This is a genomic window from Terribacillus sp. 7520-G, assembly GCF_002271665.1.
Classification (GTDB): Bacteria; Bacillota; Bacilli; order Bacillales; family Amphibacillaceae; genus Terribacillus.
On sequence record NZ_NQFP01000001.1, the window covers coordinates 40581 to 63069 of the forward strand.

The 22489-nt window shown below is 46.8% G+C and carries 25 protein-coding genes; 9 read left to right on the forward strand and 16 right to left on the reverse strand.

Annotated elements, in window-relative coordinates:
- Positions 1 to 7: 7 nt before the first annotated feature.
- From CHH53_RS00185 to galU, 3 genes are all read right to left on the reverse strand, one after another.
- Complete coding sequence (locus CHH53_RS00185) at positions 8 to 700, reverse strand: CpsD/CapB family tyrosine-protein kinase (protein WP_095214101.1); 693 nt, start codon at positions 698 to 700, stop codon at positions 8 to 10.
- Positions 675 to 1442 carry a YveK family protein gene (locus CHH53_RS00190; RefSeq protein WP_095214102.1) on the reverse strand — a complete coding sequence of 256 codons (768 nt, stop codon included), beginning with the start codon at positions 1440 to 1442 and terminating at the stop codon, positions 675 to 677. The genes CHH53_RS00185 and CHH53_RS00190 overlap by 26 nt, the downstream gene beginning before the upstream one ends.
- Before the next feature lie 302 nt (positions 1443 to 1744).
- Complete coding sequence (gene galU, locus CHH53_RS00195; RefSeq protein WP_095214103.1) at positions 1745 to 2629, reverse strand: UTP--glucose-1-phosphate uridylyltransferase GalU; 885 nt, start codon at positions 2627 to 2629, stop codon at positions 1745 to 1747.
- A gap of 330 nt (positions 2630 to 2959) precedes the next feature.
- On the opposite strand from galU, the gene CHH53_RS00200 reads away from it, so the two are divergent.
- Positions 2960 to 4192, forward strand: a complete 1233-nt coding sequence (locus CHH53_RS00200) for a C40 family peptidase (protein WP_095214104.1) — start codon at positions 2960 to 2962, stop codon at positions 4190 to 4192.
- Here the strand turns inward: CHH53_RS00200 and CHH53_RS17200 are convergent.
- On the reverse strand, positions 4186 to 4347 hold the full coding sequence (locus CHH53_RS17200; protein ID WP_158221429.1) for a hypothetical protein: 162 nt from the start codon (positions 4345 to 4347) through the stop codon (positions 4186 to 4188). The two genes, CHH53_RS00200 and CHH53_RS17200, sit on opposite strands and share 7 nt — an antisense overlap.
- A 117-nt stretch (positions 4348 to 4464) precedes the next feature.
- On the reverse strand, positions 4465 to 4815 hold the full coding sequence (locus tag CHH53_RS00205) for a hypothetical protein (protein WP_095214105.1): 351 nt from the start codon (positions 4813 to 4815) through the stop codon (positions 4465 to 4467).
- 187 nt (positions 4816 to 5002) lie between these two features.
- Between CHH53_RS00205 and CHH53_RS00210 the strand changes: the two genes are divergently transcribed.
- From CHH53_RS00210 to CHH53_RS17750, 4 genes are all read left to right on the forward strand, one after another.
- Positions 5003 to 6361 (forward strand): MATE family efflux transporter, encoded by a 1359-nt coding sequence (locus CHH53_RS00210; protein ID WP_095214106.1) that lies wholly within the window; start codon positions 5003 to 5005, stop codon positions 6359 to 6361.
- Between the two features lie 70 nt (positions 6362 to 6431).
- Positions 6432 to 7439, forward strand: a complete 1008-nt coding sequence (locus CHH53_RS00215) for an acyltransferase family protein (protein WP_095214107.1) — start codon at positions 6432 to 6434, stop codon at positions 7437 to 7439.
- 202 nt (positions 7440 to 7641) lie between these two features.
- Positions 7642 to 8739: a response regulator aspartate phosphatase gene (locus tag CHH53_RS00220; RefSeq protein WP_095214108.1), complete on the forward strand. Its 1098-nt coding sequence runs from the start codon at positions 7642 to 7644 to the stop codon at positions 8737 to 8739.
- A gap of 5 nt (positions 8740 to 8744) precedes the next feature.
- Positions 8745 to 8876 carry a hypothetical protein gene (locus CHH53_RS17750; RefSeq protein WP_255374686.1) on the forward strand — a complete coding sequence of 44 codons (132 nt, stop codon included), beginning with the start codon at positions 8745 to 8747 and terminating at the stop codon, positions 8874 to 8876.
- Positions 8877 to 8911: 35 nt separating this feature from the next.
- Here the strand turns inward: CHH53_RS17750 and CHH53_RS00225 are convergent, their stop codons facing one another.
- Entirely contained in the window at positions 8912 to 9781 is an 870-nt protein-coding gene (locus CHH53_RS00225; RefSeq protein WP_095214109.1) for an SMP-30/gluconolactonase/LRE family protein, read from the reverse strand.
- A gap of 111 nt (positions 9782 to 9892) precedes the next feature.
- Between CHH53_RS00225 and CHH53_RS00230 the strand changes: the two genes are divergently transcribed.
- The gene (locus tag CHH53_RS00230; RefSeq protein ID WP_095214110.1) at positions 9893 to 10396 is read left to right on the forward strand and encodes a GNAT family N-acetyltransferase; all 504 of its coding nucleotides are present in this window, start codon (positions 9893 to 9895) and stop codon (positions 10394 to 10396) included.
- A gap of 20 nt (positions 10397 to 10416) precedes the next feature.
- On the opposite strand, the gene CHH53_RS00235 is transcribed toward CHH53_RS00230, so the two are convergent.
- The 4 genes from CHH53_RS00235 to CHH53_RS00250 form a co-directional block, all read right to left on the reverse strand.
- The gene (locus CHH53_RS00235; protein ID WP_095214111.1) at positions 10417 to 10809 is read right to left on the reverse strand and encodes a hypothetical protein; all 393 of its coding nucleotides are present in this window, start codon (positions 10807 to 10809) and stop codon (positions 10417 to 10419) included.
- A gap of 93 nt (positions 10810 to 10902) precedes the next feature.
- Complete coding sequence (gene galE, locus CHH53_RS00240; protein ID WP_095214112.1) at positions 10903 to 11892, reverse strand: UDP-glucose 4-epimerase GalE; 990 nt, start codon at positions 11890 to 11892, stop codon at positions 10903 to 10905.
- A 71-nt stretch (positions 11893 to 11963) separates the two neighbouring features.
- Positions 11964 to 12221, reverse strand: a complete 258-nt coding sequence (locus CHH53_RS00245) for a YciI family protein (RefSeq protein ID WP_095214113.1) — start codon at positions 12219 to 12221, stop codon at positions 11964 to 11966.
- Positions 12218 to 13087: an ROK family protein gene (locus CHH53_RS00250; protein ID WP_095214114.1), complete on the reverse strand. Its 870-nt coding sequence runs from the start codon at positions 13085 to 13087 to the stop codon at positions 12218 to 12220. Before CHH53_RS00250 ends, CHH53_RS00245 begins: the two co-directional genes overlap by 4 nt.
- Positions 13088 to 13244: 157 nt before the next feature.
- On the opposite strand from CHH53_RS00250, the gene CHH53_RS00255 reads away from it, so the two are divergent.
- Both CHH53_RS00255 and CHH53_RS00260 read left to right on the forward strand, forming a co-directional pair.
- Positions 13245 to 14123 (forward strand): GNAT family N-acetyltransferase, encoded by an 879-nt coding sequence (locus tag CHH53_RS00255; protein ID WP_158221430.1) that lies wholly within the window; start codon positions 13245 to 13247, stop codon positions 14121 to 14123.
- Between the two features lie 39 nt (positions 14124 to 14162).
- Positions 14163 to 14363, forward strand: a complete 201-nt coding sequence (locus CHH53_RS00260; RefSeq protein WP_095214116.1) for a DUF2536 family protein — start codon at positions 14163 to 14165, stop codon at positions 14361 to 14363.
- Positions 14364 to 14838: 475 nt separating this feature from the next.
- Here CHH53_RS00260 and CHH53_RS00265 read toward each other — a convergent pair whose 3' ends face one another.
- The 6 genes from CHH53_RS00265 to CHH53_RS00290 form a co-directional block, all read right to left on the reverse strand.
- The gene (locus tag CHH53_RS00265) at positions 14839 to 16134 is read right to left on the reverse strand and encodes a CitMHS family transporter (RefSeq protein WP_095214117.1); all 1296 of its coding nucleotides are present in this window, start codon (positions 16132 to 16134) and stop codon (positions 14839 to 14841) included.
- A 351-nt stretch (positions 16135 to 16485) separates the two neighbouring features.
- The gene (locus CHH53_RS00270) at positions 16486 to 17412 is read right to left on the reverse strand and encodes an AEC family transporter (protein ID WP_095214118.1); all 927 of its coding nucleotides are present in this window, start codon (positions 17410 to 17412) and stop codon (positions 16486 to 16488) included.
- 107 nt (positions 17413 to 17519) lie between these two features.
- Positions 17520 to 19583 (reverse strand): choice-of-anchor I family protein, encoded by a 2064-nt coding sequence (locus CHH53_RS00275; protein ID WP_095214119.1) that lies wholly within the window; start codon positions 19581 to 19583, stop codon positions 17520 to 17522.
- A gap of 519 nt (positions 19584 to 20102) precedes the next feature.
- Positions 20103 to 20237: a YvrJ family protein gene (locus CHH53_RS00280; RefSeq protein WP_095214120.1), complete on the reverse strand. Its 135-nt coding sequence runs from the start codon at positions 20235 to 20237 to the stop codon at positions 20103 to 20105.
- Between the two features lie 61 nt (positions 20238 to 20298).
- A complete protein-coding gene (locus CHH53_RS00285) occupies positions 20299 to 20508 on the reverse strand; it encodes a DUF2922 domain-containing protein (RefSeq protein ID WP_095214121.1) in 210 nt (69 codons plus the stop codon).
- A 25-nt stretch (positions 20509 to 20533) separates the two neighbouring features.
- A complete protein-coding gene (locus CHH53_RS00290; RefSeq protein ID WP_095214122.1) occupies positions 20534 to 20761 on the reverse strand; it encodes a DUF1659 domain-containing protein in 228 nt (75 codons plus the stop codon).
- A 248-nt stretch (positions 20762 to 21009) separates the two neighbouring features.
- On the opposite strand from CHH53_RS00290, the gene CHH53_RS00295 reads away from it, so the two are divergent.
- Positions 21010 to 22416 (forward strand): LCP family protein, encoded by a 1407-nt coding sequence (locus CHH53_RS00295; protein WP_095214123.1) that lies wholly within the window; start codon positions 21010 to 21012, stop codon positions 22414 to 22416.
- Positions 22417 to 22489 lie beyond the last annotated feature (73 nt).

Consider the following 22489-nt stretch of genomic DNA (forward strand, 5'->3'; position numbering starts at 1 on the left):
TGTAAGTTTAGTTTCCGTAATAATAATAGGTATTTGAATGTTTCTGTGCTACGTCGTTCAGCACAACACCCAACAGCTTAGCTTTTGCAGGCTCAATCAGTTCCTTTGCCTTTAAAAGGGAATCGTACTCTGTTTGTTCGCTGCGTGCCACTATAATGGAGCCATCGCAAATATTTGCAAGAATTTGCGCATCTGTGACAGCTAATACAGGTGGTGTGTCTATGATAACCATGTCATAGACTTCTTTCGCTATTTCCAACAAGCGCTTCATCGCATTTGAGCCCAGGAGCTCAGAAGGATTTGGCGGAATTGGCCCACAAGTTAATAAATCAAGATTAGGTACATCTGTTTCCTGTGCTGCTTCTTCCAGTGTTTTCTCACCAATGAGTACAGTGCTTAATCCTACACGATTATCCATCTTGAACGTGTAATGCGTAGTTGGTTTCCTTAAGTCGGCATCAATCAATAGCACTTTTTTGCCTTGTTGTGCAAACACGATAGCCAAGTTAGCAGTAATAGACGATTTACCTTCAGATGGTCCCGAGGATGTAACTAGCATGCTTTGGATTTTTTCATCGACAGATGCAAATTCAACATTCGTCCGAATCGTCCTGAATTGCTCTGAAATAGGGGACTTTGGATTTTGCTTTGTAATGAGAGATCTTACATTGGTTTTAAACTGTTTTTTTCTTTTGGCCATTATAGTCTCTCCTTACATTTCTTCTCTGTGCTGTAGTTTGATATTGTTTATTGGTTACTAAATCCTCTTCGCTCATATGACTGATAGAGCCGATCACTGGAATACCGATTTTCTTTTCGATGTCATTTTCCGTTTTTACAGTGTTATCTAGATACTCTAGCAAGAACGCAAGACCAATTCCGATCATAGCACCTAAAACTATAGCAATAGCTGTATTCAACAGAATATTCGGACTGGCTGGAGATGGGTTGTCCTCTGTTTCCGCTAGCGATAGGGGTTTAACGTTTTCCAAGTTCATCAATTCAGGTATTTCATTTTGGAATACATTCACTGTCGTGTTAGCAAGCTCTGCGGCTTTTGCTTGATTTGTATCAGTTGCTGTAACAGTGATGATCTGCGTGTCTGCTTCTGAAGTAACCTCTAACTTCTCGGCAATTTCAGTAGATGATAGAGACAAATTCATCTCTTTCGCAACTTCATCCAAAATGACAGGGCTTGTCATAACGATCTTATATGTATTGATCAAGCTTATATTGGATTGAATTGCCGTATTTAACGCTGAAACATCGACATTCTCCTCCTGATTGACGACCACAGAAGCTTTTGCTGTATATGTAGGAGTTATTAAAAAGTAGCTAAGTATAAGTGCAATTGCAGCAAAGCTCACTATTAAGGATAAAATCATTAACATGCGCTTCTTTAACAATGCAAATATTTCCTTTAAAGATATTGTTTCTTCCATTCATTTCCCTCCGTTAATTAATCTTGCTGTCGGTGTAATATACTAACTTTTCGTGAAATAGTACTATCCTATTATATCTTCTATTTGTTACCTTGCAATGTCCTTTTTTGTCGAACAGTAGAAAAACTTACAAATATTGTTGCGTTATCAGGGAAAATTAGTATAATATATAGTCCTTTTTGACTCTATTCAAAACAAACTTATAGAAGTATAACATAGATTTTCCAGTTAGGGAGTAGATTTACAAATAAATTTGGATAAAAAAACAAGCCTTTAAAAAAGGCTTGTTCTCGGAGTTAACTTTATTTATTTTCTTTTAGCACATAATTATTAAGATAATCTTCTAATTGACCTTTCAAATCCGGCCGATCCAAAGCAAATTCAATAGTCGCTTTGATAAACCCAAACTTATCCCCGACATCATAACGATCTCCGCTGAATTCACAAGCATATACAGCTTGTTTCTTGTTCAACTCTTTAATCGCATCTGTCAATTGGATCTCTCCGCCAGCACCAGGAGGTAGAGTTTCCAGGATATCAAAGATTTCTGGAGTCAATACGTAGCGGCCCATGATAGCGTAGTTGGAAGGTGCTTCTTCCTTCTTCGGCTTCTCGACGAGGTCGCTTACTTGCATCAAGTTTGGTTCGCTTGTGGAACCTTGTGGTGCAACGACGCCGTATTTGGATACTTCGGAATCCGGCACTTGCTGCACGCCTACGACGGAACCGCGGTATTTTTCGAAGGCTTCCGTCAATTGTTTCAATGCCGGTGTGCCCTCCGTTTTTACGATGTCATCGCCTAGCAAGACTGCGAAAGGCTCGTTGCCGATGAATTTCTTGGCAGTGGAAATGGCGTGGCCAAGTCCTTTTGCTTCTTTTTGGCGGATATAGTGGATGTCGGCAAGATTGGTGATGTCCTGGATTTCCTCGAGCATCTTCATCTTGTCTTTTTTGATCAGCTGATCTTCGAGCTCGTAGGATTTGTCGAAGTGGTCTTCGATCGCGCGTTTACCGCGTCCGCTGACGATGATGATGTCCTCGATGCCGGATTTCACCGCTTCTTCGACAATGTACTGGATTGTCGGTTTGTCGACGATTGGCAGCATTTCCTTCGGCTGTGCTTTCGTTGCTGGCAGGAAGCGTGTTCCAAGACCTGCAGCTGGAATGATGGCCTTTTTGATTTTCATACGTTCTGCACCTCTTTATGTAATATATGTAGAATGCGCATTGAGTGTTTCATACGAATTATACTTCCCCCCATCTAAAAGATAAAACATTATCCGAGGGGACAAATGACAACTCGTACAAAAGTCCTTATCCGCTTACTGAAACTGTAAAAATAGTAACATACTATCTGGAAACCCTCAATAACATCCATTCTACATTTCCTTACAATATACGACCCTAATATTACAGTTACATTACAATGACGTAAATTCTGGTAATCTATGTGCCAAAATATGCTATAGTATGATTAATTTCTATGGATTATGAAAATAAAGGAGAAAGTTACTAGAATGAAAAAGACGATTGTTACCCTTGCTGCAACTGCGGTAATCGCTAGTTCATATGCCACAACTGTTGACGCTGCTTCGTATAAGGTACAGAAGGGCGACTCGCTCTGGAAGATCGCAAACAAATATGACATGTCCGTTTCTGAATTGAAGAAAATCAACAATCTGAAAAACGATTTGATTTTCCCTAACCAAGTTTTGCAGACTTCTGGTTCTTCCAGCTCGTCTAACTCTGGTTCCAAGTCATCTTCTGGCAGTGCATCTACATATACTGTTAAATCCGGTGATACGCTGAGCGGGATTGCGGCCAAGCATAACGTTTCTTTGAGCGACTTGAAAAAATGGAATAATATCTCCGGATACTTGATTTATCCTGGTGACAAGCTGAAAGTTTCAGCAGGAGGTTCTTCCTCTTCTTCTAACAGTTCTTCCTCCAATTCCGGAAGTTCATCCAGCAGCTCCGCTTCCACTTACACGGTTAAATCCGGTGATACGCTGAGCGGTATTGCTGCTAAACACAAAGTTTCCGTAAGCAATTTGAGAAAATGGAACAATATCTCCGGTGACTTGATTTATCCTGGGGACAAGCTGAAGGTTTCGGCAAGCGGTTCTTCTTCCAACAGTTCTTCTTCCAATTCCGGAAGCTCATCCAGCAGCAGCCCTTCTTCCACTTACAAAGTGAAGTCCGGTGATTCACTATGGAAGATCGCGAATCAGCACGGTGTTTCCGTTGCGAACCTGAAGAGCTGGAACAACCTGTCTTCCGATGTCATCCGCGTCGGTCAGACATTGAAGATCAATGGGAAAGCAAGCAGCGGTTCCTCTTCTTCGAAGCCTGCGAACAACACACAAGTGGATTCCGCAAGCACTTCCAAGAGCGTGGACAAGCTGATCAGCGTTGCTAAATCCCAGCTTGGCAAACCATATGTATGGGGCGGAGCCACAACTGCTGGTTTCGACTGCAGCGGATTCATCTACTACGCATTCAAGAATGCCGGGTATGATATCTCCCGTACATCTGCGGAAGGTTACTACAACCGTTCTTACCATGTAAACTCACCGCAGCCTGGTGACTTGATCTTCTTCGAAGGTACGTACAAATCTGGCATCTCCCATATGGGTATCTACCTTGGCGGCGGTCAGTTCATCCATGCGGATAACGATGGCGTACGCATCACAAGCACAAGCAACCCTTACTACAGCAAGCATTTCGATAGCTACAAACGTTTCTATTGATCACCAAAGCCTGGGACAGGATCTTCTGTCCCAGGCTTTTTTCTTTTGCTTTCCGGTGAGATGAGCCGGCGAAGGTCTGTCAGCTGGCGGGCGAGTTCTGCCACCAGGAACAGCAGGACAAGGACACCTAGAGAAAAGAAAACCATTTGGAACATGTCGTTCCCTCCTATGTTTGTTACTTGATAGACGAATGGAGGGACAGATTGGTTTCATCTTTTTACCGGATATCCTTCTTCTGTCATATTTCCATCAAGATATAAAAAAAGCCTACACTAACGAATGGTGATCGTCATTGTGTAGGCTTCTTCATTTTGCTCCATCGACATCGATAGTTCTTTTCCTTCCAGGATGATACGGGGCATATCGTCCAATGTCCGCTTGGCTTTCGGGTTTTCATAAATGAAGGATTGGGGCATGAAGAATAGGCTGTTTTTGCCATCCTTCCCTTTCTCGAGCACAATATCATGCAGATCGGGTATTTCGATCTTATGGCTTCCTATATTTATCTTCGCCACAATCGGTTTGCGGTTGAAAACGAAAAAATATTTATCATTGATGGACGAGCCTCTTTTTGTTCGCTCGATAAAATCCTGCACGCTTAACGTCAATGAAGGGTAAGTCATTTCTTACCACTCCTTTCCTGTCTGGGCAGATGCTGTTACTTATTATGTACCCTCCCAGCTGAAAATCAAACGACTTATCCACAGGCTTTCTGAAACTTTAGCACCAGAGCAAAAGTGCTTTACATCAGGGGGTATGTTACACTAGTTGCTGTGATTTCACTTTTTTTTGACAACAGGAGGAGGACATATGTATCCTACGAACACGTTACGCGAAAAAGCGTCTTTATTCTTTCACATATTATGGCCTATCCTGGTGACGCAGATCAGCTACAATGCCATGACGGTGCTGGATACGATGATGTCGGGCCGGGCAGGGACGGATGATTTGGCTGGTGTGGCTGTCGGGTCGAGCCTTTGGATGCCCGTTTATACCGGATTGACCGGCATCATGCTGGCCATCACGCCGATGGTCGGGCAGCTGATCGGCAACAACCGCCGCAGCGATGTCGGACGGACAGTCATGCAAGGATTTTATTTGGCAATCTTGATTTCGTTGGTTGTGCTGTTCGTCGGGGCATTTGCACTCCAGCCAGTGCTCGGGATCATGGATTTGAGTGCGGATGTACATACTGTGGCAACGGATTATCTGCATGGACTCGCAATCGGGATCATTCCGCTGTTTGCCAGTGCCGTTTTGCGTAATTTCTTTGATGCCCAGGGCTACACAAGAGTATCGATGACGGTTTTGCTGATGGCCTTGCCCATCAATGCGCTGCTGAATTATCTGCTTATTTTCGGGAACTTCGGCTTCCCCGAGCTAGGCGGGGCAGGGGCTGGCTATGCTACAGCCTTCACCTATTGGTTCATCTTCGGTACCAGTGTATTCCTGACATTCAAGCTGAAGGAAATGCGCACGCATCATTTGTTCGTCCGCTGGTATAAGATTTCCTTCCAGGCTTGGAAGGAACAATTGAAAATCGGCGTGCCGATGGGGCTCAGTACGTTTTTTGAAGCAAGTATCTTCAGTGTCGTCACCTTGCTGATGGGTTCGTTATTCGATACGACAGTCATCGCCGCCCATCAGACAGCGCTGAACTTTACGACATTGATGTTCATGGTGCCGCTCAGCATCTCGATCGGCATGACGATCGTCATCTCCTATGAAGTCGGAGCCCGCCGGATGGACCATGCAAAACAATACGCTATCCTTGGTGTTGGTTCCGCTCTTGTCATCATCGGTATCTTGAGCTTGCTATTGTTCCTTTTCCGGGAACAGATCAGCTACTTCTATACCTCTGATCGCGCTGTCGTCCTGCTTGCCATGCAGTTCATGCTGTTTGCGATCATGTACCAGTTTTCCGACGCAGCCCAGGCCTCCCTTCAAGGTGTGCTGCGCGGCTATAAGGATGTGACCATCCCGTTCATCATTGCTTTCATTTCCTATTGGATCGTCGGTCTGCCGAGCGGCTATCTGCTGTCCCGCTTCACGATATTGGAACCATTCGGCTTCTGGGTCGGCATCACACTCGGACTGACCTGTGCTGCGATCGGCTTCTTCTTGCGGCTGCGGTTCATCCAGCGCAAAGAGACACAGCACCTTGCATGAAGCACCATATGGAACGAAAATCACATGTACTGTATACTTTATGTAAAAGTCCATAGGGAGCCTTAAATCGATGAGCAATCGCGAAAATTGGATTGATATTGCAAAAGGATTGAGCATCATCTTGGTTGTGATCGGGCATTCCGGGCACTTGGAAGTAAACCACTTTCTAGCCTGGTTCCGTATGCCCTTTTTCTTTTTTGTAAGCGGACTCATCTTCAAATACGCAGGGGATTTCAACTATAAAGCATGGAGCAGGATACAAATGCAGAAACTGCTCATCCCTTATGCCTCATACGGTATCTTGTTCATTTTATCATTCCTTGTTTTTCATCCATCCATTGACTACCTGTTACACACGTCCATCCAATTCCTTTATGGGGGAAAGATCCTGGAAGGCGCACATCTTGTCTTCTGGTTCATCACCTGCCTATTACTGACTCGGCTGTTCTTCGGGTATGTGCTCCGCTATACGCTTGCAATCCAAGTAAGCTGTATTGGAGGCGGCTATGTATTGGCACATCTTTTGGCAGCCTGTTTCCCGGACATGGCCTTCCCCCTTAATATGGATGTCGCGCTTGTAACTGCAGCATATTTTGCAGCAGGTTATTACTGCAAGACATGGATCAAAAAATGGATGGCGGATTGGAAAGTGCTGCTTGTCTGCTTCCTTATTTCCAGTACATTCCTTGCACTAGATTATTTCGGGGTATTTATATTTCAGCTCGACCTGAAGTATAGGATCTTCCACCATATATTTTTGGATCTGATCATCCCGCTATCATTTGTCCTTTTGCTTTTGTCTGTATGCGTCCGGATTGCAAGCCATGGACTGTTTGGCTGGATCAGCAGATTGGGCGTCCGCACTGTCACCATCATGTATCTCCATGTTCCAGTGAATATGTTCATCGCGATGCTATTTGATCTTCGATACGGGGTCATACCGTACACCATCATCGGTATAGGCATCCCTTTACTAATCGGCGTCCTATTCCAAAAGTCTTCCATTCTCTCCTTCCTATTCCTGGCCCGGCTTACAAAATCACAGGCTGTAAGAAAGAAGGAGCCTTTCGTTTCTTAAAATCCATCAGCTTCCGTTTCCAATGGACGGAGGCCTTTTTATGTCTAGCAGATTATAGGTCAGCTTTCCTGAGGCAGTATATCCATGACGGAAAACAGCTTATTAATGTCGCAAAATTCGACCTACTTTCCCAATAAAAATCCGCCAGGAAACATGCTATGCTTATAATAGGCAAAAACTTACAGACTAGGGAGTGTAACTGATGCGTTCTGACGTCACATTCAACTCAGAAGAGCTAAGGGAACTGCTCAATTTGTGGTATATGAACATCAAATTGAAAAAAGTCCAAGCAGCGGAAAAGCTGAAAGCGGAAGTATCCGAACAGCTCGCGAAAGGGGAAGCGAATGACGACGTCGTCAAGCTGGCACTTCTGATCCATAGCCGCCATCATATTCTCTGCAAGAATCACGCGGAAGCCGAAAAACTCATCAGCCAAGTAGAAGGATTCTCCCCCTACCTCAAAGAAGAACATCTCTATTACCTGCACCTATTCAAAGGCATGTATCTCTATTCGACAAAAGACTATTACAATGCCATCGAAGAATATGGACAAGTCGAATCCTATCTCGGCTATATCCACGATGAAATAGAAAAAGCGGAATTCTTCGATCTGTTTGCTTCTGCGCTTTATTATCTGGATTATACGAATCGATCCGCTATCTACGCGGAGAAGGCGATTTATATCTATCAGCTGTATCCAGCTTATGAGAAGAAGCTGACACGAGCCAAGATCTTGATAGCCTTGAATTATATCGACATGGGAGAATTTGACTTAGCCGAGGATTATCTGCATTCAGCTCTGCAAGATAGAAACGCTATAACGGATGATATGGTAAAGATAAGTATTTATCATAATCTAGGATTACTATATGAACGCAAACGATTGTACGGAGCTGCAACGCGATATTTAAAGAAGGTCTTGCCGCATCCGGACTTCGAAAATTATCTTTCCACGCTATATATGCTGACCAGTATTTCTTTCGAGGAAGAGAATTTTGAACTTGCAATGGAGTACTATCAATTAGGTATGGATCACCTCAACCAGAAAGATGACAGGGACTATTATTGGAAATTTAAGATCCTTTATGCTCGTTACATTGATAAGGGTAACTATATTAAGGTTCTGACGGAGGCTGTCAAATACTTTAAAAGTAAGAATAGAATTTTTGAAACACAAATATACGCAGATGAACTCGCGACTCTCTATACGCAAGAAAAAGATTTTGAACGGGCAAACCACTTTTATCGCTTAGCTCTGGGTAATCAAAATAATATAGTGATGTTCCATTCAAGGAGGTGAAAAAGATGACAAAGAAAAGAATCGTTGGATTTCTAGTACTTGCTACAATCCTTAGCAGCATTGCAGGCTATTCATTTAATGATAGCGCAGTGGAAAAAGGACACCTGCCTAATGCTCCTGCGCTTACGGACTTCTAATACCAAAAACAAAGAACCGGCGGATGCCGGTTCTTTTATTTTCCGAATCGATAGTTGGGTGCTCCGACAACATCGGTCTCGTATACGAATATGCCGCCAGCAAGGGGCTGCTTTTCCAAGTCCTCTTCGGTCAGGTTCTGTCTTGCTGTCGTGATATATAATGTCTTCCGTTCCGGGCCGCCGAAGGTGCAGCTTGTCACTTGGGTGACCGGCAGATGGATATCTTCCAGCCGCTCGCCTGTTTCCGCATTCCAGCGCGAGACCTTGGAGCCGCCGTAATGGGCAATCCATAGCTTGCCTTCTTCATCGATCGTCATGCCGTCTGGTTTTCCATCCTGGAATGAGACAGCTGTGCGCGGATTGCTGATTTCCCCCTTCTCTCCGTCGTAATCGAAGCATTGCACCTCGCCTGTCGGTGTATCGATGTAATAAAAATACTTGTGATCCGGGCTCCAGGCAAGCCCATTGGAATTCCCGATGCCATCAATGATGCGGGTCAGCGTCTGATCCAGCTCCATCCGATAAAAAGCCCCTTTATAACCGCTTCCTTTTTCCGGCATCGTTCCTGCCCAAAGTCTGCCGTATGGATCGGCCTTGCCATCGTTGAAGCGGTTGGAGGGTCTGTCAGTCTCCGGGCTATGAAGCAGCACTTTTGCTTTCAGTTCGCTATCCGTTTCATAAATCCCGTTTTCCATTGCCAGGATCATGCCGCCATCCTTCTTGAGTATAGCCGCGCCAACTTTCTGATCGACCGGGATTTCCCGATGCTCCTTCGTCTTCGTATTGTAAGCATGGATGGCCTTGCCGTTGATATCGACCCAATACAGTTCCTCTGTCTCTTCCCGCCAAAAAGGTCCTTCTGCCAGACTTTGCTTCGCATCGATCAATAATGTCGCTTCTGCCACTTTCCTCACTCCTTTTTTATGTATGAACTGCTATAGTTATCATATCACTATATTACCTATTACCTGAATCGATGTTTTCTAAGCATGAAACGACGAAAAGGAGGCTGAAATATGCATGAAACCGAACGACTGCTCATCCGTCCTTATACCTCGGACGATATGACTTTCCTGGAAAGCTTGGTAGGCGACCCGAGGGTTGTCCGTTATATCGGAAACGGAAGACCAAGGACCAAGGAAGGCGCCCGCTTGTTTTTCAACTGGAATTTATCCCACACAAAAGGGGATGATCGCTTGGGTCTGCAGGTTTTGATCGAGAAAGACACAGGTGAGAAAATCGGCCATGCAGGATTGGTCCCGCAGGAAATCGATGGTGTGATGGAGCTGGAAGTCGGGTATTGGATCGCTCCGGATCATTGGGGAAAGGGGTTTGCCACCGAGGCTGCTGCAGCGTTTAAGGATACAGCCATTCATCAATTGGATAAAGCGCGTGTGATTGCATTGATTTTCCCTGATAATATGGCGTCCCGCCGGGTTGCGGAGAAAATAGGGATGGTGGTGTGGAAAACGATGACACGCTATGATAAAGATGTGTTGGTTTACCGTTATACACGATAAGGAGAGAGGAGAGTCGAATGCTATCCAATCTCAATCTCTAAATCACCATTCTCCTGATTCACAATGGAGTGCTGTATATCATTGCTTATATCGCTTTCTCCAGGCCATGGCACAGTTATATAATCTGATTTCCCATGTATATAGTCAATTTGGATATGGGTTATATCTTCATACTTTCTTATTCTGTCAAAAGGCATCACAACCTTGCTCCCTTGGATGATCGTCGGGACATTGACTGCACTGCTCAATCCCAATACCACACCATCTGCACGCCAGCCTAATACTTTATCGCCATGGTCATTGCTTGGATGACGCTCTTTGTGGCTCAGCTGCAATGTTGTTATGCATGCAGAAGGTATGATGAAACTTGTGAAATCCTCCAAAATGAGTTCGATTGTTGTAATGTCATGCATATTATATCCCCTTTTCCATAAAGTCACTGCCGATGGACTCCGTGCAAGACAAAGAACTGCCGAAATCATTCGGCAGTTCTTTGCTGTGTCATTTTATGCATCATAACCATTCGGCCGGTTCTGATGCCATCTCCAGGCATCACCGATGATGTCCTTCATATCCGTGCGCGTTGGATTCCAGCCCAGTATTTCCTTCGCCTTATCAGAGCTGGCAATCAGGACTGCCGGATCGCCAGCTCGGCGCGGACCGACTTTGGCCGGGATTTCTTTGCCCGTGACGGTGCGGGCAACGTCGATCATCTCTTTGACAGAGAAGCCTTGGCTGGAGCCGAGGTTGAAGATATCACTCTTGCCGCCATCATCCAGATATTCAAGAGCAAGCAGATGGGCATCGATCAAGTCGATGACATGGATGTAGTCGCGGATGCATGTTCCATCCTCTGTCGGATAATCGTCGCCGAAGATGGTGATATATTCCCGCTGTCCGAGTGCTGTTTGCAGGATGATCGGAATCAAATGTGTTTCCGGGCTGTGATCTTCCCCGATCTTTCCGTCCGGATGTGCTCCGCCGACATTGAAGTAGCGCAGGGAGACGAATTTGATACCGTAAGCTTTGTCGCACCATTTCATCATTTTTTCCATCATCAGCTTGGACTCGCCATAAGGACTCTCCGGGTTCGTATCCAAATCCTCCGTCAATGGAACGACATTCGTATCTCCATATGTAGCAGCTGTGGAAGAGAAGACGATTTTTTTGACGTCATGCCTGCGCATTGCTTCCAGCAGGACCTGCATACCATAGACGTTATTGCCGAAGTACTTCAGCGGCTCCTCGACTGATTCCCCGACAAGGGAGCTGGCAGCGAAGTGGACGACTGCATCGACTTTTTCCTTCGCAAATACATCATCCAAAAATGCTGCATCGCGAAGATCCCCTTCATAAAAGACCGCATCCTTGTTGACCGCTGCCAAATGGCCGGTCATCACATTATCGATGATTACAGGCTCATGTCCTTTTTCCAGGAGTCTGGCCACCGCGTGGGAGCCGATATAGCCGGCACCGCCAGTAACTAGCACTTTCATAGCATATCCCTCGATTCTCCTATATTATCAATTAAATTATAGCATGCTTTCACTTACAGAAATGGTAAAGTTTAGACCTTATTCCATTCATGCAGCTCCAAGCTGCGGACGCCATTGATCAAGTATGGATCCTGCTCAGCCAATCGCTTCGCTTCGGCCTCATCCGCCGCTTGATAGATAACCAGACCGCCTGCGCCGTCAGCAAATGCCCCTCTGGCGAAGATATACCCCTTCTCATCCATATCGGCCAGGAAATCCAAATGCGCCTGGCGGTATTGCTGGTTCAATTCCGGCTTCTCCATTTTCAGAAATGCTGCGAAGTACTTCATCCTGATCCCTCCATTCGTTGAGCATCTTTTGCCAGCATGAGTGCTCCGACGATACCCGCGTCATCCTGTAATCCAGGCGGGACGAGGTAATTATCCGGAAGCGGGACATATTGATGCATAAGCTGCTCCAGCTCCTGCTGGATCATCCCATGCAGCCCGTCCTTCTTCATGACGCCGCCGCCCATGATGATTTTTTCCGGGCTTAGCACCAAGGTGTAGTTCATGATTGCCTGCGCCAAATAAAAGGCTTCCATCTGCCAGACTTCCTCCTGGTGATAGAGCTTCTGCGCCTTCTCCCCCCAGCGGGCCTCGATGGCAGGGCCTGCGGCGAGGCCTTCCAAGCAATCACGATGATACGGACATTTCCCCGGGTAGGCGTCATGCGGACTCCGTCTGATCAGCATATGACCCATTTCCGGATGCGAAAAGCCCCGCAACGTTTCCCCGTTGACGATGGCTCCGGCCCCGATGCCTGTCCCGACTGTGATATACAAGCAGCTTCCGGCATCTTTTGCCGCCCCGTGCATATACTCCCCTAAAGCAGCTGCATTCACATCGGTATCCAGCTTGACCGGCACGCCCAGCCTGCTTTTGAGCTCAGACAGCAGCGGATAATCTTTCCACTCCAGCTTCGGTGTGTTGCCGATCATACCATAGCCAGGACTGTCTTCCTTCACATCGACCGGTCCAAAAGCACCGACACCCAGCGCTTTGATTTGTTTATCACGGAAGAAGCCGAGCACCTGCTGGACTGTTTCTTCCGGTTTTGCTGTAGGGAAGGAGACTCGTTCCTCCACATTCCCATGCTCATCTCCGACAGCACAAACAAATTTTGTACCGCCAGCTTCAATAGCTCCATATCGCAAAACTATCACCTCATTCGTCTCTCTTATTCTACTATGGAAGTTTTCTCCTTCTGCGTCAACAGATAGCGCAGACTGTACAATTACGAAAATTATTATAAAATAGAAATATTAATAATCTTAAAATCCAGATTAGTTTGTCAGAAATGGGGGATGCATGATGACTGCTTTGCAAGCAGTAACTGCATTTGCACATGAACAGAATTTACGTAAAAGTTTTAATAAATTAGCCAGAAAAACTTTCGGCTTCGATTTTGAATTATTATATGAAAGCGGTCTGTGGAATGAGCGCTATCATACACATGCCTTCGCAGACGATGCACAGATCGTTGCAAATGTTTCTGTAAGCGCGCTCACAGTACATATCCACAAACAGAAAAGGAAGGCAATCCAGATCGGCACTGTCATGACAGACCCTGGCTATCAGAATCAAGGCCTGGCTACCAAGCTGCTGCAGCGTGTCATCCAGCAATATGAGGATGAGACCGATTTGATTTATTTGTTTTCCCGGCCAGGGATGGAAGGATTCTATGGGAAGCTTGGCTTCACTGCTGTCGAGGAATATTTGTTTTCCATTCCAGTGTCCCCTGAGCTCCGTCCTGTTCCGGATTATCGCAAGCTTCAGCCTGCTGCCAATCCCCAGGACATGGTCGTGCTGCTTGACCGCTATGGCAAACGCTGCCCGCAGTCGGATATTCTCGACATATCGGATGCCCAGCATCTCCTCGGCTTCCACACATTGTATGATCCGGAAATCGAGATCATCGAGCTGTTGGAGCCGGCCGCCCTGCTGATTTATAAAAAGATCGGGCAGACGATGCACTTATATGAAGTGATCAGCCAGACCCGGCTCGTCTGGAAGCAAATAGAAGATTACATCGCCCAGGACGGCATTACCGAGGTCATTTTCCATTTCACGCCGACCTTCCCGGATTTGGAGCCTATCAGCCACAAGCATACCGAACGTGATACTTTGTTTGTGAATAAACCAGAGCTGCTCCCTGCTGTATTCCAGTTTCCCGAAATATCCCATGCATAATATAATAGGGTGAAAGCTGTAATAGAAAGGAACGAAATCATGCTAGATTTGGAAATGCTGAAAGACAAAGTCGAGTTCTTCGAAGCAAATGACTTGGCCACCTTGGAAAAGAAAATCAACGAACAAATCCAGCACAACAAAGCAATCCTGCTGGAGCTCCATCACGTCTCTCACAATATGCATATAGACGAAAACGGCCGCCGCTTTTATAGCGCTGTGGCACATTTTAAAGCGAAATAAAGAAAACTGGCCGATTGACAAGCCGCAGGCGCAGGCAGAGGCCTAGTTGCTCTTATACTTTCTTCCTTAAAACTTTACCTGCGTCGAATCTGCCCTCAGTTAAAGTTTTATCCCTGGAAAGTATAAAGAAAACTGGCCGACTGCCAAGCCGCAGGCGCAGACAGAGGCCTAGTTGTTCTTATACTTTCTTCCTAAAAACTTTACCTGCATCGAATCTGCTTTCTGTTAAAGTTTTATGCCCCGAAAGTATAAAGAAAACTGGCCGATTGACAAGCCGCAGGCGCAGACAGAGGCCTAGTTGCTCTTATACTTTCTTCCTTAAAACTTTACCTGCATCGAATCTGCTTTCTGTTAAAGTTTTATCCCTGAAAGTATAAAGAAAACTGGCCGATTGACAAGCCGCAGGCGCAGGCAGAGGCCCGGCGAAAGCTTCTCACTAAAATACCGTCCATTCCGGACGGTATTTTTATATTTCCTAGAATATTATCCCCGTTACGATAGCCACCGCAATAACGGCAAATGCAGTTCCTGTCGCCCACAGGATCGTGAATCGCTGGAATTCCCCGAAGTCGACCTTCGACATCCCGACCAGCAAATAGGTTGCTGGTACAAGCGGGCTGAGCAAGTGGACAGGCTGCCCAAGCAGGGATGCCCTCGCGATTTCAGCAGCCGAGAAGCCATAGTTGGCAGCGGCTTCTGCCAGAATCGGTACAACCCCGAAATAGTACGCATCATTGGACATGAAGAACGTAAAGGGAATACTTGTGACTGCTACGATGATGCTAAATGCTGGTCCCCATGAATCCGGAATGATGGAAATGAGGCTGGATGCCATTGCATCCACCATCTCGGTGCCGGATAGGATACCCGTGAAAATACCGGCAGCGAATACGAGGGAAACGACGGCGAGTACGTTGCCGGCATGATCGGCGATACGTTCCTTCTGCTGCTTCAGGTTCGGATAGTTGATTGTGATGGCAACGGCAAATGCTAGCATGAACAATACCGGCAGCGGCATGATGCCCTTGATTAGACCGAACATTAAGACAACTGTCAGTGCAAAGTTGACCCATAGAAGCTTCGGCCGCTTCAGCGAAGCATCGACCGTGGCAGCCTGCTGCTGCAAAGTGCGCCGTTCTGCATCATCGAATGTAACGACACCAAGACGTTTCTTTTCCCGGCGCCCCAGGATGAATGCAGTGAAGAATATCCAGATTGCCCCGCCGATCATAGTCGGGATTAGCGGAACGAACACATCGCCTACATCCACATTCAAGGCAGCCGCAGCACGCGCAGTCGGTCCGCCCCATGGCACCATATTGGTCAAGCTCACACACATGACCGCAATTGCCGGCAGGATGAGCGGATTCATTTTCAGCCGCTGATACAGCGGGAAGAACGCAGAAACCGTTATCATATAACTTGTCGTCCCATCCCCATCCAAGGATACGACAAGTGCAAGCGCAGCCGTACCGATGACGATCTTCGTCGGATCCCCTTTGACCGCTTTCAAAATGCGGCCGACGACTGGATCGAATAAACCTGCATCAATCATGATTCCAAAATAAAGAATCGCGAATAATAGCATGATACCGGTTGGTGCCAAGTCTGTGATGCCTTGGAGTGACATCTCTCCTAATTCAGAGGCATGCCCGGTCAGTACAGCGAAAATCGCTGGAATGATCATCAGCGCAATTAACGCAGATAGCTTTTTTGTCATAATCAAATACATGAATAGAAAGACCATCAAGAAACCCATTATAGCTAACATGCTAAATCCCCCTCATCGTCTCCTGAAACAATTCCCCCAAATCCTAAGCAGCGTTGCATAATATATTACATCCATTGTATGCGCTTCCAAAAATAATTTCAATAGTTTTGTTACTTTTTTAAGTAAGAAAATACATTGGCAGCAGACAAAACAAGCCTGTCACAGCTTTTGCTGCCAAGATCCAGGCAGATCCCCTGTGTTTGCATCCTAATAAACGCCTCACACAGCTTGAATAGTATAACCTATATTTCCGTTCTGAGTTATACTATTTATCGATCCTGCATTCCCATTTCTGTTAATCCTATTGTCTCTTTCCGCCTAAAACTTTTATCTTCCGCTATCAAAATATCCTTATCCGAACAAGATTCCTGCCAGATATACAACAATGGTGACGGTTATGCTGCTCAGGATGGTCGTCATCAATACTGTCTGGGCAGCCAAATCCGGATTATTGTTATACTCCAAGGCAAAGATGGAGCTGTTCCGTGAAGTCGGGAACGAACTTGCGATGAACAGCGACTGCGCCACCGTACCATCCAATCCCAATAAGTAAATGATGCCCAGGGCTGCGGCAGGTCCGATCAGAAGCCGGGCTGCCGTACTCAAATAAAGGACAATATGCGGGCGCTGCAGTTTGATTTGTGCCACTTGTGCTCCGAGTGTGATCAAGGCGACAGCAAGGAAGGCGTCCGCGATCGACTGAATCGGGTTCCACAGCACGATTGGAATGTCTATATGGAATGACGCACATAAGACCCCGAGGATGATGGCATAAATCATCGGCAGTCGGATGAGTTCCTTCAAAATGGCATTTCCCTGTGCTTTTACACTCACCATATTGTAAAGACCGTATGTAAAGGTGAGCAGGTTTTGATATACCATGACGATCAGCTGGATCGAGACCCCGAGCGGATTGTTCTGGAAAACGAGCTGACTGACAGGGATTCCGTAATTTCCGGAGTTCATCAGCACCACACTATTCTTATAGGTGGCTGCAACCCCGCGTTCAAGCTTGAACAGCCGGCTTGTGATCTCCGTGAAACCAATGGAAAACGTCGTGAACAACAGCAAAAAGAGTATGATTTGTCCGAACACAGCAAGTGGCATACTGCTTTGATACATATTGATAAAACCGTTCACAGGCAGGAAGCAATACGTCAGCAGCTTGGACAAGGTCCCCAGCTGTAATGAAAATTTTCGCTGCAGGATGATGCCGACTGCAAGGAGAATCAATAAAGGCGCAATTACTTCCAAGAAAATCAATGATAATACAGCCATGTGCTCCCTCCTTTGTAAGCGAATACATAGCCATTATACTGCTAACATTTTCAAAACACTATAGCTAAGAAACGAAAAAGCAGCCACCATTCGGTGACTGCTTTTCCTCATGTGCGCTTGCGCATCTTATTGATTCCAAAGAATATGACACCAGCAGCAGCGAGCGCTGCCCCGCCCAGCATCCAATTGAATGCATTGGTGCTGGTATTCGGTAATGGCTGACCTTTTTCATCATCCGTATCTGATTTCGCGGAAGCTGCTGTCTCCGCGCTTGCCTCTTCATCGGATGCCGGCTCTGTTGTCGTATTATCCGTTCCAGTAGCTGCCGGTTCTTCTGCTTTCTCTGCCTCCCGCTCAGACTCATCTTGCTCTTGCGGCATTTCTTCTTCATTTACCGGTGCAGCCTCCTCTTCTGCGGGCTCTTCCGGTTCCGGCTCATTCGGTTCTGCTGCTGGTGGTGCAGTTTCCTCTTCCGGCACAGGCTCCGGCTGTTCTGCCGGCTTCTCCCCCAATGCATAAGCCGCAATCGTTCCGGACACCTCATGTGCCGCCAGCAGCAGCGTCTGGCCAGTCGGGCTGTCGGCAGCCGGGATATATGTCAGTCCTTCCGGCGCAACATCCCCGCTGCCACCATCCACGGGTGCTTCATCTCCTTGGAAATTCCGGCTCGTAAAGTATGTTGAAAACGCCGGACTGGCAGGATTGGTCACATCATAAGCCATGATACCGCCTGTCCGCTCCAGACCGATGAAGGCATATGTTTTCCCATCCACTTCCCCGGTGATGACTGTTTCCGGCTCTGGGCCTTTGTCGTCACTGCGATTATCAAGCTTGTCCTCATCGTTTGTCGTATTGAAATACTCCGGAATCGCTTCAGCAGTTATTTTTTCAAAATCAGCACCGCTATCGTACACCTGCTGTAAGGAGTCTGCATCCCAAATGGAAAAACTCCTTCCGCCATAGCCGTATACAGCTTCATATTTTCCATCTGCATTTTTCGGTGCCGCGATGCTTGTCTTCAGACGGCCTAACTGCTCATCCTCGAACAATCCATTTTGCACTAGCTGATCGAGCTGCTCCTGTGTATATCCTTCATACAAATCTGCATTCAAGGCAAACGTGTCTTCTGCCGCCAAATCAGCTGCTCGGACTTCCTCCGAGAAGCCTTCCCAATCCTGGGCATCCCCTTCATTCGCGGTGATGATATATGTCTTCCCGCCTGATTCGAAGGCTGTCATCCCATCCGGCATATACATGCCGAGTACAGGCCAATTGTCGATTTGAATGCCATCATCCTTATTGGATGGGTCGAGCTCCATCCCTTCTTGGGAAAAATCTTTAAATCCAAGACTCTTCACCGTCGTGAAACGATTCGACTGTAAATCCAGCTTTGCAATCGCGTTGCTTTCCTGGATGGCAACATACGCAAAACGATCATCCTTATCCACGGTTATGTATTCCGGCTCCAAGTTTTCCGCATATGAAGAGTTTTCCGGATCGGGATTTACTTTGCGTACATCCTCATCCACGATGTCATCAGTGAATTCTGCCGTTTCCGCTGTCAGGTTGTCCAATCCATCTGCAACATCGATGATGCTCACAGAACCCTCCGGATTGACAGTGTAATCATCCGAAGGCTCCCCTTCATTGGCAACGAGTACCTTCGTCCCATCATGCGTGAAGGTCACCATATCAGGTAAAGCCCCGACCTCGACACTGGCAAGTCTATTCCCATCGGTATCGAGCAATACGACATGACCCGGATCGGTCTTTGCCTCACTTGGGACAGCGACTGCGATATACTCCCCTTCCGGATGGATGGCGACACTCGTTACATCAGAAGCACTCACTCCGAATGATTCCAGCAGAACACGCTTAAGCAGCGGAATCTCTTCATTTCCTTCTTTCAATCCATTTAAATCCAAAATATCCAAAGCTCTCGCTGCCCCATTCACCGAGAAAGCGCGTTTTGTCTTACTATCATATGCAACAATCTCCGTACCGCCTTCTCCAATCCCGCTGCCGCTGTCATAGCGGCCAATCTGTTCTACTTGAAGTGCTTGTCCTTGATCTTGGCTGTAGGCTTTCAGGTCTTCTGCATGCCCTACGGCCGGTATCGTCAAACTTGCCGCCGCCAGCGACATGGCTGTCCATTTCTTCCAACGCTTCAATTTCTGCCACCTCGACCATCATTAGAATATGTATGATTGTCATCATAGCTTACAGCCGTGAAGCTGCTGTTAAATATACATGAAGATTTTGTAATGTTGCAGGGCAAAAAAAGGATGCCGATTCAATGGCATCCTTCGAACATTTTTTAATACGGTACCGCCCGCAGATAAGTCATTTCAGCACCTGATCGCTCTGCACAGACGATTATCTCGTGAACAGAAAATACATGGACAGCAGACCTGCATAAAACAGGCCCGAAACCAGAATGGCCTTCCACAAACCAACAAAGAAATCATTTTCCTTAAGGATCATTGGTCCTTCCTTTCCACAGCAACGGCAGGATTTTCTTACATCAATTATAGGCTTGGATCTGGATTCTCTTTAGTTATATTCATTTTTTACATTGTAGGGCCTATTTGCTTTCTTGCACAACATCCGTCAATCTTCCAGTGCAACTCGCTGCTTTCCAGAGGGATGTCAGTAAAGTCATTTGCGGTCCCGATATCATTAAACACAGTTCACTTCAGCTTCTCCGGCAGACTATGGATGGAAGCAATCAGCGTATTCAGTTTGGTTTCGATCCGGTGCATCAAATAGAAGGTCACAGCGGCCGGGAATCCGAATTCCTTTATGATTGCAAGCCATGGTTCCATCGGAACGCCTCCTTTCTCATAAAAAAGGAGTGCAGCTCCCTGAGCACGCACTCCTTATGGATCAGAATATTTCCTGTACGGTCCGATCGACGATGCGGGCTGCTTTTTTTGAGACAAGCGCTCCGCCGCTCGATGAGATGACATTCTGTGCGATGACAGTGTCCATTGCCTGATTGATCGCCGCCTCGTCGAATGGCTCGACTGGCAGCTCCAGGCTGATGGTCACTGTCTTGCCCTCTTCATTCAAAAACTGCAGATCCAGTTTCTTCATGCATCATTCCTCCTTTTTTGTCGAATCACTCTTGACGCAGAATGGAGTGGTCGTTCTTTTCCACTGCGTAAAATTCCCGCTGCTGCAGCGGTACTAATGCATCCGCGAATGCATGCAGTTCATCCGGTGTCGCATCAAGCCTGATGTTGTTAAAAGATTTTGTTTTGTATTTGTCCTTGCCTGTCTCCGGATCGGTGCCATCGAAAAAAACAATGCTGAGGCGTGTATTATCATGTGTTGCGATGACTGCCATATTCCTCCCTCCTTTCACAGCTATAATCGGGATGCGCCCCAAAAAAGTGTGGAAAAAGTTTAGAAAAAAGGTCATCAGCCCCGCACTTTCCCAGCTGCAAGCGGGATGTCCTTGTAATATAATAGTAATTTTACGTTGTAACTGTTTCATAGTACAATTAAGGTTAGCATGTTCTGATTATAGGTAGACTTCACCAGCAATTCAATGAATAAACATTCAGATATATCAGTAAAAAAAGGAGTTTAATCATGTCGAGAAGGTCACCTTACCAACCGCAGCCTCCCAGGCGAATAGTGAAGAAAAAAGTAAATAAAAAACGAGTTTTGATGCTTCTGCTCATCCCGATCCTGATCCTTGGAGCCGGAGGCGCTGCATATGCTGCACATCTATGGACCTCTGCAGCCAATGCGATCCAGAATGCCCATGTCGACGATGCGCGGGATAAATCGGCATTGCGCGATGCAGCAGTCGATCCCGTCGAGGATAATGTATCGATTCTATTCATGGGGGTGGATGACAGCGATACACGTGATGAGTCGAATTCCCGCTCCGATGCGATGATCCTTGCCACTTTCAATAAGGAAGAGCACAGCGTCGATCTCCTGAGCATCCCGCGCGACTCATACGTTTATGTACCTGAAGTGAACCGCAAGACGAAAATCACCCATGCGCATGCATATGGCGGCGCCCAGGCCAGTGTGGAAACCGTCGAGAATTTCCTTAACGTCCCAGTGGATTATTATGCTGAAATCAACTTCAACGCCTTCATGGATATCATCAATACACTAGGCGGTATAGAAGTGGATGTTCCATACGAGCTGTATGAGCAGAACTCGAAGGACCAGAAAGATGCCATCCACCTGGAGGCAGGTCTGCAGGAACTCAATGGCGAAGAAGCATTGGCCCTTGCGCGCACCCGCCATTATGATAATGATATCGAACGCGGAAAGCGCCAGCAGGAGATCATCAAGGCCATGATAACGAAAGCATCATCTGCCGGCTCGGTATTCAAATATGACGATTTGATTCAGGATGTAGGGGACAACCTAAGCACAAGCCTGACATTCGACCAGATCAAGAGCTTCATCTCTTACGGCACAAGTAATGACCTGACGATCAACACCTTGAATCTGGACGGCACCGGCGGAAAACTATCCGATGGCATCTGGTACTACCAGGTCGACCCAACTTCCCTCGCAGATGTCCAGAAGCAGCTTCGGGAACATCTCGGATTGCCCGAGGAAGTGGACACCGATAGCGTGGAAACGGAAGATGGCAGCGGGGTTTATGATAGTACCGGAACAACGGATGGTACAACAGATCCTTCCACTGACAGTACCGGGACGACAAGCGACGGTACTACCGGAAGCACCGGATCAACCGACTACAGCACTGGCACGACCGGCAGCAGTTCTGATGCCGGGACGACTGACAGCACCACTGGAACGACTGGAAACACTGGATCTGCCGGAACGACCGGCACTGGTTCTGCTACAGATGGCAGCACAGAATCAAGCGGCACTTCGAGCTATGATACAGGTGCCTCCGACAGTACAACCAGCGGTTCCAGCGGTTCGACCTACGATGATTCGACAGGTACCGGCACAAATGACAGTACCTCAGTCGGTTCGACAGGAACTGCGACAACGCCATAACCAAAACAAGACTGCCACCCTTCTTACCGGGTGGCAGTTCCTTTTGATGCCTTACGCTCCATTGTAAAGCCAA

Coding starts and splice junctions, on each gene's coding strand:
- CHH53_RS00185 (WP_095214101.1), bottom strand. CDS start 700: ATGGCCAAAAGAAAAAAACAGTTTAAAACCAATGTAAGATCTCTCATT.
- CHH53_RS00190 (WP_095214102.1), bottom strand. CDS start 1,442: ATGGAAGAAACAATATCTTTAAAGGAAATATTTGCATTGTTAAAGAAG.
- galU (WP_095214103.1), bottom strand. CDS start 2,629: ATGAAAATCAAAAAGGCCATCATTCCAGCTGCAGGTCTTGGAACACGC.
- CHH53_RS00200 (WP_095214104.1), top strand. CDS start 2,960: ATGAAAAAGACGATTGTTACCCTTGCTGCAACTGCGGTAATCGCTAGT.
- CHH53_RS17200 (WP_158221429.1), bottom strand. CDS start 4,347: ATGTTCCAAATGGTTTTCTTTTCTCTAGGTGTCCTTGTCCTGCTGTTC.
- CHH53_RS00205 (WP_095214105.1), bottom strand. CDS start 4,815: ATGACTTACCCTTCATTGACGTTAAGCGTGCAGGATTTTATCGAGCGA.
- CHH53_RS00210 (WP_095214106.1), top strand. CDS start 5,003: ATGTATCCTACGAACACGTTACGCGAAAAAGCGTCTTTATTCTTTCAC.
- CHH53_RS00215 (WP_095214107.1), top strand. CDS start 6,432: ATGAGCAATCGCGAAAATTGGATTGATATTGCAAAAGGATTGAGCATC.
- CHH53_RS00220 (WP_095214108.1), top strand. CDS start 7,642: ATGCGTTCTGACGTCACATTCAACTCAGAAGAGCTAAGGGAACTGCTC.
- CHH53_RS17750 (WP_255374686.1), top strand. CDS start 8,745: ATGACAAAGAAAAGAATCGTTGGATTTCTAGTACTTGCTACAATCCTT.
- CHH53_RS00230 (WP_095214110.1), top strand. CDS start 9,893: ATGCATGAAACCGAACGACTGCTCATCCGTCCTTATACCTCGGACGAT.
- CHH53_RS00235 (WP_095214111.1), bottom strand. CDS start 10,809: ATGCATGACATTACAACAATCGAACTCATTTTGGAGGATTTCACAAGT.
- galE (WP_095214112.1), bottom strand. CDS start 11,892: ATGAAAGTGCTAGTTACTGGCGGTGCCGGCTATATCGGCTCCCACGCG.
- CHH53_RS00245 (WP_095214113.1), bottom strand. CDS start 12,221: ATGAAGTACTTCGCAGCATTTCTGAAAATGGAGAAGCCGGAATTGAAC.
- CHH53_RS00255 (WP_158221430.1), top strand. CDS start 13,245: ATGACTGCTTTGCAAGCAGTAACTGCATTTGCACATGAACAGAATTTA.
- CHH53_RS00260 (WP_095214116.1), top strand. CDS start 14,163: ATGCTAGATTTGGAAATGCTGAAAGACAAAGTCGAGTTCTTCGAAGCA.
- CHH53_RS00265 (WP_095214117.1), bottom strand. CDS start 16,134: ATGTTAGCTATAATGGGTTTCTTGATGGTCTTTCTATTCATGTATTTG.
- CHH53_RS00270 (WP_095214118.1), bottom strand. CDS start 17,412: ATGGCTGTATTATCATTGATTTTCTTGGAAGTAATTGCGCCTTTATTG.
- CHH53_RS00280 (WP_095214120.1), bottom strand. CDS start 20,237: ATGGAACCATGGCTTGCAATCATAAAGGAATTCGGATTCCCGGCCGCT.
- CHH53_RS00285 (WP_095214121.1), bottom strand. CDS start 20,508: ATGAAGAAACTGGATCTGCAGTTTTTGAATGAAGAGGGCAAGACAGTG.
- CHH53_RS00290 (WP_095214122.1), bottom strand. CDS start 20,761: ATGGCAGTCATCGCAACACATGATAATACACGCCTCAGCATTGTTTTT.
- CHH53_RS00295 (WP_095214123.1), top strand. CDS start 21,010: ATGTCGAGAAGGTCACCTTACCAACCGCAGCCTCCCAGGCGAATAGTG.